The organism is Candidatus Tisiphia endosymbiont of Piscicola geometra (genome assembly GCF_964026415.1).
GTDB lineage: Bacteria > Pseudomonadota > Alphaproteobacteria > Rickettsiales > Rickettsiaceae > Tisiphia.
This window is the reverse complement of record NZ_OZ032144.1, coordinates 1,059,747-1,071,806: the sequence shown is the minus strand read 5'-3', so window position 1 is coordinate 1,071,806 and position 12,060 is coordinate 1,059,747. Positions and strand designations below refer to the sequence as shown.

Annotated in this window: 22 protein-coding genes and 2 tRNA genes; 23 read left to right on the top strand and 1 reads right to left on the bottom strand. The window is 34.2% G+C overall.

Annotated elements, in window-relative coordinates:
* Nucleotides 1-183 precede the first annotated feature (183 nt).
* A complete protein-coding gene (locus tag AAGD26_RS05160) occupies nucleotides 184-354 on the top strand; it encodes a hypothetical protein (RefSeq protein WP_341751365.1) in 171 nt (56 codons plus the stop codon).
* Here the strand turns inward: AAGD26_RS05160 and rlmB are convergent.
* Complete coding sequence (gene rlmB, locus AAGD26_RS05155; RefSeq protein WP_341751364.1) at nucleotides 343-1,074, bottom strand: 23S rRNA (guanosine(2251)-2'-O)-methyltransferase RlmB; 732 nt, start codon at nucleotides 1,072-1,074, stop codon at nucleotides 343-345. The genes AAGD26_RS05160 and rlmB overlap by 12 nt on opposite strands.
* 592 nt (nucleotides 1,075-1,666) lie before the next feature.
* Here rlmB and AAGD26_RS05150 point away from each other — a divergent pair.
* From AAGD26_RS05150 to rpsE, 22 genes are all read left to right on the top strand, one after another.
* A tRNA-Tyr gene (locus AAGD26_RS05150) sits at nucleotides 1,667-1,752 on the top strand.
* A 20-nt stretch (nucleotides 1,753-1,772) separates the two neighbouring features.
* Nucleotides 1,773-1,846: transfer RNA gene (locus AAGD26_RS05145), tRNA-Gly, on the top strand.
* An 84-nt stretch (nucleotides 1,847-1,930) separates the two neighbouring features.
* Complete coding sequence (tuf, locus tag AAGD26_RS05140; RefSeq protein ID WP_341751363.1) at nucleotides 1,931-3,115, top strand: elongation factor Tu; 1,185 nt, start codon at nucleotides 1,931-1,933, stop codon at nucleotides 3,113-3,115.
* A gap of 131 nt (nucleotides 3,116-3,246) precedes the next feature.
* Nucleotides 3,247-3,570, top strand: coding sequence for a 30S ribosomal protein S10 (gene rpsJ / locus AAGD26_RS05135; protein WP_341748171.1), 324 nt, complete (start codon nucleotides 3,247-3,249; stop codon nucleotides 3,568-3,570).
* Nucleotides 3,570-4,220 carry a 50S ribosomal protein L3 gene (gene rplC, locus AAGD26_RS05130; protein WP_341751362.1) on the top strand — a complete coding sequence of 217 codons (651 nt, stop codon included), beginning with the start codon at nucleotides 3,570-3,572 and terminating at the stop codon, nucleotides 4,218-4,220. Before rpsJ ends, rplC begins: the two co-directional genes overlap by 1 nt.
* Nucleotides 4,221-4,225: 5 nt before the next feature.
* Nucleotides 4,226-4,849, top strand: a complete 624-nt coding sequence (gene rplD / locus AAGD26_RS05125) for a 50S ribosomal protein L4 (RefSeq protein ID WP_341748173.1) — start codon at nucleotides 4,226-4,228, stop codon at nucleotides 4,847-4,849.
* On the top strand, nucleotides 4,846-5,145 hold the full coding sequence (gene rplW, locus AAGD26_RS05120; RefSeq protein WP_341751361.1) for a 50S ribosomal protein L23: 300 nt from the start codon (nucleotides 4,846-4,848) through the stop codon (nucleotides 5,143-5,145). The genes rplD and rplW overlap by 4 nt, the downstream gene beginning before the upstream one ends.
* On the top strand, nucleotides 5,146-5,967 hold the full coding sequence (gene rplB / locus AAGD26_RS05115; RefSeq protein ID WP_341748175.1) for a 50S ribosomal protein L2: 822 nt from the start codon (nucleotides 5,146-5,148) through the stop codon (nucleotides 5,965-5,967).
* Nucleotides 5,968-5,980: 13 nt separating this feature from the next.
* The gene (rpsS, locus tag AAGD26_RS05110) at nucleotides 5,981-6,259 is read left to right on the top strand and encodes a 30S ribosomal protein S19 (protein WP_341748176.1); all 279 of its coding nucleotides are present in this window, start codon (nucleotides 5,981-5,983) and stop codon (nucleotides 6,257-6,259) included.
* A 2-nt stretch (nucleotides 6,260-6,261) separates the two neighbouring features.
* A complete protein-coding gene (gene rplV / locus AAGD26_RS05105; protein ID WP_341751360.1) occupies nucleotides 6,262-6,621 on the top strand; it encodes a 50S ribosomal protein L22 in 360 nt (119 codons plus the stop codon).
* Between the two features lie 3 nt (nucleotides 6,622-6,624).
* Nucleotides 6,625-7,284 (top strand): 30S ribosomal protein S3, encoded by a 660-nt coding sequence (gene rpsC / locus AAGD26_RS05100; protein WP_341751359.1) that lies wholly within the window; start codon nucleotides 6,625-6,627, stop codon nucleotides 7,282-7,284.
* Between the two features lie 15 nt (nucleotides 7,285-7,299).
* A complete protein-coding gene (gene rplP, locus AAGD26_RS05095) occupies nucleotides 7,300-7,710 on the top strand; it encodes a 50S ribosomal protein L16 (RefSeq protein WP_341748179.1) in 411 nt (136 codons plus the stop codon).
* The gene (gene rpmC / locus AAGD26_RS05090; RefSeq protein ID WP_341751358.1) at nucleotides 7,703-7,915 is read left to right on the top strand and encodes a 50S ribosomal protein L29; all 213 of its coding nucleotides are present in this window, start codon (nucleotides 7,703-7,705) and stop codon (nucleotides 7,913-7,915) included. Before rplP ends, rpmC begins: the two co-directional genes overlap by 8 nt.
* A gap of 4 nt (nucleotides 7,916-7,919) precedes the next feature.
* A complete protein-coding gene (gene rpsQ / locus AAGD26_RS05085; protein ID WP_341751357.1) occupies nucleotides 7,920-8,165 on the top strand; it encodes a 30S ribosomal protein S17 in 246 nt (81 codons plus the stop codon).
* Between the two features lie 102 nt (nucleotides 8,166-8,267).
* Nucleotides 8,268-8,636, top strand: a complete 369-nt coding sequence (gene rplN / locus AAGD26_RS05080) for a 50S ribosomal protein L14 (protein WP_341748182.1) — start codon at nucleotides 8,268-8,270, stop codon at nucleotides 8,634-8,636.
* Nucleotides 8,636-8,968, top strand: a complete 333-nt coding sequence (gene rplX, locus AAGD26_RS05075; protein WP_341748183.1) for a 50S ribosomal protein L24 — start codon at nucleotides 8,636-8,638, stop codon at nucleotides 8,966-8,968. The genes rplN and rplX overlap by 1 nt, the downstream gene beginning before the upstream one ends.
* A 2-nt stretch (nucleotides 8,969-8,970) precedes the next feature.
* Complete coding sequence (gene rplE / locus AAGD26_RS05070; protein ID WP_410520641.1) at nucleotides 8,971-9,510, top strand: 50S ribosomal protein L5; 540 nt, start codon at nucleotides 8,971-8,973, stop codon at nucleotides 9,508-9,510.
* A gap of 18 nt (nucleotides 9,511-9,528) precedes the next feature.
* On the top strand, nucleotides 9,529-9,834 hold the full coding sequence (rpsN, locus tag AAGD26_RS05065) for a 30S ribosomal protein S14 (protein WP_341748185.1): 306 nt from the start codon (nucleotides 9,529-9,531) through the stop codon (nucleotides 9,832-9,834).
* 267 nt (nucleotides 9,835-10,101) lie between these two features.
* On the top strand, nucleotides 10,102-10,500 hold the full coding sequence (gene rpsH, locus AAGD26_RS05060; RefSeq protein WP_341748186.1) for a 30S ribosomal protein S8: 399 nt from the start codon (nucleotides 10,102-10,104) through the stop codon (nucleotides 10,498-10,500).
* A 9-nt stretch (nucleotides 10,501-10,509) separates the two neighbouring features.
* The gene (gene rplF / locus AAGD26_RS05055) at nucleotides 10,510-11,043 is read left to right on the top strand and encodes a 50S ribosomal protein L6 (RefSeq protein WP_341751355.1); all 534 of its coding nucleotides are present in this window, start codon (nucleotides 10,510-10,512) and stop codon (nucleotides 11,041-11,043) included.
* 16 nt (nucleotides 11,044-11,059) lie between these two features.
* Nucleotides 11,060-11,416 (top strand): 50S ribosomal protein L18, encoded by a 357-nt coding sequence (gene rplR / locus AAGD26_RS05050; protein ID WP_341751354.1) that lies wholly within the window; start codon nucleotides 11,060-11,062, stop codon nucleotides 11,414-11,416.
* A gap of 15 nt (nucleotides 11,417-11,431) precedes the next feature.
* Nucleotides 11,432-11,986: a 30S ribosomal protein S5 gene (gene rpsE, locus AAGD26_RS05045; protein WP_341751353.1), complete on the top strand. Its 555-nt coding sequence runs from the start codon at nucleotides 11,432-11,434 to the stop codon at nucleotides 11,984-11,986.
* The last annotated feature ends 74 nt before the right edge of the window (nucleotides 11,987-12,060 follow it).

Below are 12,060 nucleotides of genomic sequence, written 5' to 3'. Positions count from 1 at the left end.
ATATAACATGATCAGTTATATATAGTGGTAGGATGGGTAAACTGTATTCGAATTGAAGCTTTGAATTTTAAAGACTTCATACCTCAGCAAAGACCCATCCTGTTTTGGATAAAGACTACGAACGGATGTCATAAGATTTAAACCTTGCATATCCTATTATTAATATAAATCATGAGGCTCTATATGACAACAACTTATATTGGTGTAGACGTTAGTAAAAAAACTTTAAATAGTCAAATTATAATAGCCCTAGCGGATCATTTTCAAATATCACTAGATGAAATGATTGGTAGAATTCCTCCTACTAAAAATATGGATTCCTTACCGAAGAGGGAAATGACATCAAGAGTCTAATGAAATCAAATAAAACGCTATTGCAGCAGCATTTGAGACATTTAAGCTTTCTACTTTACTTGAAATGGGTATTTTAACTAAGTGATCACATGCTTCTTTAACTAGACGTCTGATTCCTTTATCTTCAGAACCAAGTACTATTGCCATTTTATCTGAAAATATTTTTGTACTTAAAGATTGTTTTGCATTGCCATCAAGACCAATAATCCAAAACCCATGTTTTTTTAGATATTCTATTGACCACCTTAAATTAGTGACTTTAACCATTTGTACTAGTTCTAAAGCTCCAGAAGCTGTTTTTGCTATGGTAGCATTTTCATCAGGTGCATTATCTAGAGGTAATATTATGGTCGTGATGTCAAAAGAAGCTGCACTACGAATAATAGCACCAATATTTTGTGGATCGGTTATTTGATCCAAAATAGCAACTTTACAATTAGGAATAGTTATGTCAATATCTTCAATACGATTAGAGAAGATACTTTTAACGTTAGCGGCTATTCCCTGATGATTATGATTTGAACCAAAAAGACGGGTTAAGTAATCTATGTTGGTAATTTCATACGGGTGGTTAGAGATTAAATTTTTGTGCAAATTGAAAATATCTTCTGTACATAAAACATTTTGAATATAACGTTTTGGGTTGCTTAATGCTGCAAATACTGGATGTTTGCCGTATATATAGTGCAAATCTTTAGAAATTTTAGCTTTATTTCTCATCTTATTAGAACCTAGAGTAATTTATTCTTGACACAAACTACTATTTATTATAGAAAGTTACAACTGATAAACGTTCTGAAGTAATGTAAGTTTAATATTAGCTTATTTAGGTTCTGTGAACGTTTCTATCTAATGGTCGATTTCGTCGTTATTTTCGTTCTCGAATCCTCACGTACATTTAGTACGCTACGGTTCTGCGAGCGAAAATGCCTATAAATCTACTCATTACATAGAAACGTTCACAGAACCTAGGATAGTTCAAGAGAAAAGAGCCGGGATCATTTGAGTTTCAGCTTTATAACAAAAAATATGTTCTTCCCGTGTAGGCAAGTCCATGATACCTAACAGCCATTTAGGTTGTTTTTTGGATTGCTGCCGCGGGGAAGGATATCGAGACTTCTTAAGTTGATACCCATGCGATGCACAGGAATAATACTGATGTATTAAAGGGTTGTATCCTTATTTATAAAGGCTTGTAGCCCGAAGTTCAAATGTCCTTGGAAAAGAGCAAAGAAGATTTGTTGGTACTTATACTAAGTTATATATATGCTTTACGTTTAATTAGACCATTTAATACTTGCGTAAATTCTTTGGAGGAATGGCCGAGTGGTCAATGGCAGCAGACTGTAAATCTGCCCGCGTGAGCGTACGAAGGTTCGAATCCTTCTTCCTCCACCACAAGTTGGTTAGGTAGATACGCGGGTGTAGCTCAATGGTAGAGCTCCAGCCTTCCAAGCTGGCCACGTGGGTTCGATTCCCATCACCCGCTCCAAGAGTATTGGTGATAATTGGAAATTGGATAAATTTGTATTTTTATGTTAAATTGTATTAAATCTTAAATTGTGGAGAATGAATTATGGCAAAGGTAAAATTTGAAAGGGATCTACCCCATTGTAATATAGGTACTATAGGACACGTAGATCATGGTAAGACTTCTTTAACAGCTGCAATAACTTTAGTGTTATCAAAAGAAGGTGGAGCACAGGCTACTAATTATGATGACATTGATAAAGCTCCTGAAGAGAGGGAAAGGGGTATAACTATTGCTACTGCTCACGTTGAATATAGAACTAAAAAAAGGCATTATGCTCACATTGATTGTCCTGGTCACGCAGATTATATAAAGAATATGATAAGTGGTGCAGCTCAAATGGATGCTGCTATATTGGTAGTATCTGCTGCTGATGGTCCAATGCCCCAAACAAGGGAACATATATTGCTTGCTAAGCAAGTTGGCGTACCTGCAATAGTTGTATTTTTGAATAAAGTTGATATGGTTGATGATCCAGAATTGCTTGACTTAGTAGAAATGGAAGTCAGAGAACTTTTATCAATGTATGATTTTCCTGGAGATGATATACCAGTTATCAGAGGTTCAGCTTTACAGGCTCTAGAAGGAAAACCTGAAGGTGAAGCTGCGATTAAAGAGTTGATGAATGCTATTGATGAATATATACCTCAACCTGAGAGAGATACAGATAAACCTTTCTTAATGTCGATAGAAGATGTATTTTCTATTTCTGGAAGAGGTACGGTTGTTACTGGTAGAATCGAAAAAGGTATAGTAAAAGTTGGTGAAGAGGTAGAGATTGTTGGTATAAGAGATACTCAAAAAACTACTTGTACTGGTGTGGAAATGTTTAAGAAGCTATTAGATCAAGGTGAAGCCGGTGATAATGTTGGTATATTACTGCGTGGAACTAAAAGGGAAGATGTATGCAGAGGTCAAGTGTTAGCTAAGCCTGGAAGTATAACTCCGCATACTGAGTTTGAAGCTGAAGTTTATGTACTTACCACGAAAGAAGGTGGTCGTCATACAGCATTTACAGATAAATATCGACCACAGTTTTATTTTAGAACAACTGACGTAACTGGAGAAATCACTTTGAAAGATGGTAAAACAATGGTGATGCCTGGTGATAATGCGAATCTGAAAATTGTATTGATCGCTCCGATAGCTATGGAAGAGGGCGTACGTTTTGCTATACGTGAAGGTGGTAGAACAGTAGGAGCTGGTGTAGTATCAAAGATTATAAAATAATAAGAAATAGTCATCCTGAAAAAGTTCAGGATGACTATTTTTTTAGGGTTAGGCAAAATATGTTTAATTAGAGTAAGTCTATTAAATAATGTGCTTTGACTGGTCTAGCTGTTTATAAAAAGGTTTAGTTAATGAAAAATAATCAAAAAATCAAAATTCGTTTAAAGTCGTTTGATCACCGCTCGCTTGAACAAGGTACTAGAGAAATAGTAGGGGCTGTTAAAAGAACCGGTGCTGATATAATTGGTCCAATTCCGTTGCCAAGGACAATTGAGAGATTTACCGTTAATAGGTCTCCGCATGTCAATAAAAAATCAAGGGAGCAATTTGAGATTAGAATTCAGAAAAGACTTTTGATAATAAGTTATCCAACTCCTCAGACTGTTGATGCTTTAAAAAAGGTTGATTTGCCTGCTGGTGTTGATGTTGAGATTAAGTTAGAGAGTGTTGAGTGATGAGAACCGGTTTAATCGCTAAGAAAATTGGCATGAGTTCAATTTTTAATGAAAAGGGAGAAAGAACTACTGTTACTTTTCTGCAAGTTGAAGATTGTCAAGTAGTGGGACAAAAGACCCAAGAAAAAGATGGTTATAATGCTTTGGTTATTGGGGTAAAAGATAAAAAATTATCTAAAGTAACAAAACCAATGAAGCAGGTATTTGCTAATGCTCAAGTTACGCCAAAGGAAAAATTGAAGGAATTTAGAATTTCTGAAGCTTGTTTCCTTGATGTAGGTTTTGTATTGCATGTGGATCATTTTGTTATTGGTCAGTTTATAGATGTTGTAGGTACTACTATTGGTAAAGGTTTTGCTGGTAGTATGAAAAGGCATAATTTTAGAGGACTTGAAGCTTCACATGGTGTATCTGTGTCTCACCGTTCGCATGGTTCTACTGGTGGTAGACAAGATCCTGGTAAAGTATTTAAGAATAAGAAAATGGCTGGTCACATGGGAAATACAAGAGTTACTATTCAAAATTTGAAAGTAGTCGATACTGATATGGAAAAAAGCATAATCATAGTTAGTGGAAATATTCCCGGTTCAAAAGGATCTTATGTCTACATTAAGGATGCTATTAAGAAAACCATTACAGCTATAGGATAAACTATATGAAAGCCAAATTATTAAATCTTGAAAACGAAGCTGTTGGTGAGATTGATTTAGATAACGAAGTTTTTGCTGTAGATTTTGTTAGGGAAGATATTATCAAGCTTGTTGTTGATTGGCAGAGAGCTAAAGCTATGGCTGGTACACATCAAACAAAGACAGTGTCGCAAGTATCTGGTACTACAAAGAAACCTTTTAAGCAAAAAGGTACGGGTAATGCAAGGCAAGGATCTTTAAGATCTGTCCAAATGAGAGGTGGTGGAGTTTCTCACGGTCCAGTAACAAGGAGTCATGCTACAAAATTACCAAAAAAAGTTAGAAAACTTGGTTTAAAACATGCTTTGTCGGAAAAATTGGCTGAGGGAAAACTGCTAATAGTAGATTCTTTAAAATTACATGAATCCAAAACTTCTAATCTTATAAAATTATTAAATAATTTTCATGGTAAAAGTTATTTTATTGTTAGTGGTGATGAAGTTGATATCAATTTTTCTTTGGCAGTACAAAATATTCCAAATACTATTTCAGTACCGCAAATTGGTGCAAATGTTTATGATATAATACGCCATGATTATGTTTTGTTATCACAAGAAGCTGTAGATGCTTTAGAAAAGAGGTTAAAGTGAAGTCTTATAAACATTATGATCTTATTAGGAATCCTGTGATCACTGAGAAGACCAATATTTTATCTGAGCAACAAAATAAGTTTACTTTTCATGTTGCTAGTAGTGCTGAGAAAGCTTCTATCAAGACGGCTGTTGAAAAGATTTTTCAGGTTAAGGTTAAAAAAGTTAACATAATGAATGTAAAAGGTAAGAGAAAAAGATTCAAGGGTGTTAATGGCAGACAATCAGATAAAAAGAAAGCAATTGTGACGTTAGAAAAAGATTATACTATTGATTTTACTGGGGGTATTAAATAAATGGCTTTAAAAACGTTTAATCCAGTTACTCCATCCCTTAGAGAATTAGTACAGGTTGATAAATCTGATCTTTGGAAAGGTAAGCCTCATAAACCTTTAACTAAAGGTTTATCTAAGACTGGTGGTAGAAATAATTTGGGTAGAACCACTTCTTGGCATAGAGGAGGAGGGCATAAAAGACTTTATCGTATAATCGATTTTAAAAGAAATAAACAGGATATATTTGCCACTGTTGAAAGAATAGAATATGATCCTAACAGAACTTCCTTCATTGCTTTAATTAAATTCGATGATGGTGAGTATTCTTATATTTTAGCACCACAAAAGCTTATTGTAGGAGATAGAATAGTATCAAGTGATAAAGCTGACATAAAAGTAGGAAATTGTTTATCTTTGAAATCTATTCCTGTTGGTACTACTTTACATAATGTAGAAATGAAAGTTGGTAAAGGTGGTCAAATTGCAAGATCTGCTGGTACTTCTGTTAATTTAGTAGGTAAGGATTCGGGTTATGCACAGATCAAGCTTCGATCTGGAGAATTTAGATTGATACCGTTAGATTGTAAGGCTACCATAGGTGTTGTTTCAAACCCTGATCAAAAGAATACCAATTTAGGTAAGGCCGGAAGAAATAGATGGCTAGGTTGGAGACCACATGTTCGTGGTGTTGCAATGAATCCATTCGATCACCCACATGGGGGAGGAGAAGGAAAAACTTCTGGTGGTCGCCATCCAGTGACTCCATGGGGTTTCCCAACTAAGGGTAAGAAAACACGTAAGAATAAGCTTACATCAAAATTTATTATTAAGAGAAGAAAGTAATTAGGTAGTAATTATGGCTCGTTCAGTTTGGAAAGGACCTTTTGTAGATGGTTATCTGATAAAAAAAGTACAAAAATTGATTGAATCTGGTAAATCAGAAATGATTCAGACTTGGTCTAGAAGGTCAACAATTTTACCATTTTTTGTTGGAATAACATTTGCTGTACATAATGGAAATAAATTTATACCTGTTACTGTAAGTGAAGAAATGGTTGGTAAAAAATTAGGTGAATTTTCTCCAACTAGGACTTTTCATGGTCATGGCACAGATAAAAAAGTTAAGAGAAAATAGATATGGTGAAGGTGAATAAAGGATCTACTACAGCAATTGCTAAGTCTCTTAGAGTGAGTCCGAGGAAATTGAATTTGGTTGCAACTTCTATTAGGAATATGAAAGTGTCTGAGGCTCTAATTCAGCTTACCTTTTCCTCTAGAAGAATTGCTCAAGATGTAAAAAAATGTTTACAGTCTGCTGTTGCTAATGCTGAAAATAATTTTGGTTTAGATATTGATACTTTGTTTATTACTTCTGCAACTGTAGGTAAGGCGTTGGTGATGAAAAGAATTATGCCAAGAGCTAAAGGAAGAGCAACAAGGATTAATAAATTTTTTAGTAATTTATATATTACAGTTACTGAAGTTGAGGGGAAATAAGATATGGGGCAAAAAGTTAATCCGCATGGCTTTAGAGTTGGTCCGACATTAATTAAAGGTTGGGACTCGGTGTTATATGCTGATAAGAAGCAGTATAAAGTCCTTCTTATCCAAGATTTAGAGGTTAGAAATCTAGTTAATAAGAACTATGTGCAAGCACAAGTTAGTAGAGTATTAATAGAGAGGCCTTCTAATAAGAATGTTATAATTAATATTTTTGCTAAAAAGCCTGGAGTTATTATAGGTAAAAGTGGTAACGACATTGATAAATTAAAAAAATCTGTCCAAAAAATTACGGGTTTAGAAGAAATATATATTAACATACATGAAGTAAAGAAGCCTAATATAGACTCTAACATTATTGCTCAAACGATTGCTACGCAGCTTGAGAAAAGAGTGTCTTTTAGAAAAGCTATGAAAACCGCTATCCAAGCCTGCTTTAAGCAAGGAGGGTTAGGTATAAAGGTTGCTTGTTCTGGACGTTTAGCTGGAGCTGAAATAGCGAGAACAGAGTGGTATAGAGAAGGTAGAGTACCTTTACATACTTTGAGAGCTGATATTGACTATGCGACTGCTGAAGCTATGACAACTTATGGAGTTATAGGTATAAAGGTTTGGGTCTATAGGGGTGATCATGTGGAAAATAGAAAGAAACATAATTAATTTTGAAGTAAAATAATGTTAGCTCCGAAAAAACAAAAATTTAGAAAAGCACATAAGGGGAGAGTTTCCTCAAAAGCAAAGGCTGGTACTATGCTAGCTTTCGGTTCTTTTGGCTTGAAATCGTTAGATGGTTTAAGGGTTACCGCAAGACAAATAGAGGCAGCAAGAAAGGCTGCAGTTCGTTGTATGAAAAGGCAGGGGAGATTATGGATTAAAATTTTTCCTGATTTACCTGTGTCAAAGAAGCCTGCGGAAGTTAGAATGGGTAAAGGAAAAGGTTCTACTGAATTTTTTGCAGTGAGAGTATCACCTGGAAGAATTATGTTTGAAGTGGAAGGGGTTACAGATGATATAGCGACGAAAGCACTTGAGCTTGCTAGTGCAAAATTGCCTGTAAGAACAAAGATAGTGAGGCGTTATGAATAATTTAGGGGTATCAGCAAAGGAATTGGTTGGGCAGACTACGGAAGAGCTTCACAAAAAGAGAACTTTGTTTAAAAAAGAGTTTTTTAATCTACGGTTTCAAAGAACATTAGGTGAATTACAAAATACTAGCAGGTTTTCTTTTGTAAAAAAAACAATAGCTCGTATTAATACAGAGTTAACTATAAGATCAAAAACTGGAGAATAGGGAAATGCCGAAAAGAGTGCTACAGGGCGTTGTTGTAAGTTCGAAAACTGATAAGACTATTACAGTTAAAGTAGAGCGTAGGTTTAAGCATCCTATATACAAAAAAATTGTAAAAGTCTCTAAAAAATATGCTGCTCATGATCCAGAAAATACTTATAAGGATGGTGATAAGGTTAGTATAGTTGAAAGTCGTCCTATATCTAAAACTAAGTCTTGGGTGGTGTTAGGGGATGTAAAGGCATCTCTCTAATGATAGGTTTGGTCGTCACAGAATAGTGAGTTTTATCCTTTGACTTTGTTATTTAGATTGTTTATTTTGTTGCGTTATTAAATTCTCAAGTGGAAGTAAGTTATGATTCAGATGCAGAGCATCTTAGATGTTGCGGATAACTCTGGTGCTAAAAAAATTATGTGTATTAAAGTGCTTGGTGGTTCACATCACATGATAGCAAATCTTGGGGATGTCATTGTGGTATCTATAAAAGAAGCTTTGCCAAGCGGAAAAGTAAAAAAAGGTGACGTACATAGGGCTCTGATTGTTAGAACAAAAAAGGGTGTTAGAAGGGCAGATGGTAGTACAATTAAGTTTGATTCTAATGCAGCAGTACTTTTGAATAAGCAAGGAGAACCAATAGGTACAAGAGTTTTCGGTCCTGTAACTAGAGAATTAAGGGCAAAAAAATTCGTTAAGATTATGTCACTTGCAGAAGAGGTGTTGTAATGATTAAGCTAAAAATTAAGAAAGGTGATGAAGTTATTGTTATCACCGGAAAAAATAAGGGAAAAAAGGGTAAGGTCTTAAAGGTTTTGCCTGAGCAAAATAGAGCTATTGTTTCGGGTATAAATATTGTTCGCAAGCATGTTAAGGCGAGTAAAACAAGTGAAGGTGGCATAGTGTCAAAGGAATTATCCATACATATATCCAATGTTGCTCACATAGATCCTAAAACAGGTAACCATACAAAAGTTGCTTTTAAATTTCTAGAAGATGGCTCTAAAGTAAGAGTAGCTAAGAAGTCTGGTGAAATTATTAGTAATAAGGAAGGTAAGTAATGTTGCTCAGGTTTAAAGATTTATACACTAAAGAGATTGTACCAAACTTACAGAAAGAGTTTGCGTACAAGAATAAACATCAAATGCCTAAGGTTGTAAAAATTGTTGTTAATATGGGGGTTGGTGAGACGGTTGCAGATTCTAAGGTAATTAATAATGCTGTCAATGATCTAACTCTAATTTCAGGACAAAAGCCTTTAGTAACTGAGGCCAAAAAGTCTATTGCTACTTTTAAGCTTCGTGAAGGTATGAAAGTTGGTTGTAAAGTTACTCTGCGCAAAGATAGAATGTATGATTTTTTAGAGAGATTAGTAATCGTTGCTCTACCGCGTATTAAAGAATTTAGAGGTTTCTCAAGCAAAAGCTTTGATGGTAGAGGTAATTTTACTTTTGGTATAAAAGAACAGATTGTTTTTCTAGAGATTAATTACGACAAGATAGATGTAATTCGTGGTATGGATATCACGATTGTTACAAGTGCTATGAATAATGAAGAAGGTAAATTATTACTTTCTGGCTTTAATTTGCCTTTTTATAATTAATTTTTAGAAGAAAAATAGATGGCTAAAGTAAGTTCTATAAAAAAGAATAATAGAAGAAGAAAGATGGCACAAAGTTTATATAACAAGCGTGCTAAATTAAAGGACAAGATTTACGATAAAACTTTATCTTTGGAAGAAAGATTTTCGTTAGTGATGGTTTTAGCTAAGTTACCTAGAAACTCAGCTATGAATAGAGTCCGAAATCGGTGTGAGCTTACTGGACGTCCAAGAGGAGTGTATAGTAAATTTGGTCTATCGCGAAATAAGCTGAGAGATCTTGGTAGTAAGGGATTAGTTCCTGGTTTGATTAAAGCAAGTTGGTAAAATAGCTTGAATTCGATATAACTTATTATATCGAATTCAAGGGTTAAGTAGAAACAATCAGGTTTGAAGCGGTTCAGTACCTGATTGTTAAAATGTAATATTCTATTTAATGGGTGGTTTTAATAATTAAAATCACCCATTGAATGATGAAAAAAGTTGAAATGTACTCGTAAAAGTCGCTCCAAGGGTACACTTTTTCTTATAACAAAGCCAATTCGATATAAAAATTCTTGTATCGAATTGAGGTTAAAATAGTAGGTTTATCGTATGTCAATGACAGATAATATAGCGGATATGTTGACTAGAATTAGAAATGGTCAAAAAAGTAAATTGATGAATATATCTCTACCTTGTTCAAAAATAAAATGTGCTATTTTGGATGTTTTAAAAAAAGAAGGTTATATAAAAGAGTATGTAGTTGTCAAGGATGGTAATATAAGTCATATTGAAGTGGATCTAAAATATTCTGTTAATGGAAAACCTGCTATATGTGAAATAAGTAGAGTTTCAAAACCAGGTAAGAGGATTTATTCTTCTATTGATAAATTAAAAGGATATTATAACAATATGGGTATTTATATTCTTTCTACTTCTAGAGGAGTTTTATCAGATAGAGAAGCGCATAGCCAAAAAATTGGTGGTGAAGTAATTTGTAAAGTGTTTTAAGGTATAAAGATGTCACGTATTGGAAAATTACCAGTCCCTGTGCCTGAAGGGGTGAAAGTTGAACTTGATGGGTTGAAAGTTAATGTTGTTGGTCCCAAGGGAGAATTAACAAAAACTTTCGCAGGAAATATAGCAATTTTATTGCAAGATAATCAGCTTTTTGTAAAAGCATTAACAGAGACTAAAAGTGCTAGATCTATGTGGGGTACGGCACGAAGTATAATAAATAGTATGATAAAAGGTGTTAAAGAAGGTTTTACAGAAGAACTTGAAGTCAACGGTGTTGGTTATAAGGCTTTGGTGAAGGATAAATATTTAAACTTAATGCTTGCTAAAAGTCATAATACTAAAGTAGAAATACCTCAAAATATTAAAGTTACCGCTCCTAAACAAAATCAGATTATATTGGAAAGTGTTGATAAAGAAAAAATAGGTCAGTTTATATCAATTATTATAAAGCAGAGACCACCTGAACCATATAAAGGTAAAGGTATTAAACGCAAAGGTCAATATGTTCAGAGAAAAGAAGGTAAGAAAAATTAAAATTTAAGAGTTAAATATGCGTAGTTCAAAGTTAAAGTTTGATATAAGAAAGGCTAGAGTAAGGTCTAAGATATCAAAGGTATCAAACAGACTCAGGCTGTCTATTTTTAAGTCTGGAAAGCACATATATGCACAAGTCATAGATGACAAACAATCAATAACTATTGCATCTGCTTCGACTTTAGATAAAGAAATTAGACAGTTAAAAAAATCCAACTGTAATATTGGTACAGCCACGAAAGTAGGTGATTTAATAGGCGAAAGAGCATCGCTTAAAGGGGTACAAGAAGTTGTATTCGATAAGGGTGGTTATAAATATCATGGTGTTGTTAAGGCTTTAGCTGATGCAGCAAGAAAAAAAATGAAATTTTAATTTTAGGTTTAAGAAATGGCTAAAGCTAAAAAAAATACAAGTGAAGCACTAACAGAAACTTTGGTGGATGTAAATAGAGTTACTAAAGTAGTAAAGGGGGGTAGAAAATTCTCTTTTTCTGCTTGTATTGTTGCTGGTGATAAAGCCGGTAAGGTTGGTTATGGTCATGGCAAAGCGAAAGAGGTAACAGAAGCTAGAGCTAAGGCTACTCAAGAAGCAAGGAAAGATATGATTAAAATTCCTCTTTATCAAAATAGAACTATTCATCATGATGTCATTGGTAAAAGTGGAGCAGCTAAAGTCATTTTAAGAAGAGCCAAGGCAGGTACTGGTGTTATTGCTGGTGGTGCTATGAGGGCAATCTTTGATTCTTTAGGAGTTCATGATATTGTTGCCAAATCTTTGGGTTCTAGTAATGTATATGCGATGATTGCTGCAACTTTTGATGCGTTATCTCAACTATCTTCTCCAAAGAATATTGCTGAAAGGAGAGGAAAAAGAATAAATGAGGTATCAACTAAATCTACAAAAGGGCAACAAATAATATCAGAACCAAGTGTGCAAGTTTAAATAGTGTAATAGTCCTTCCAGCGTAGGCTCATGAGTGTCAACTTAAGAAGTTTTGATTTGGTAGGTAGCAGAAT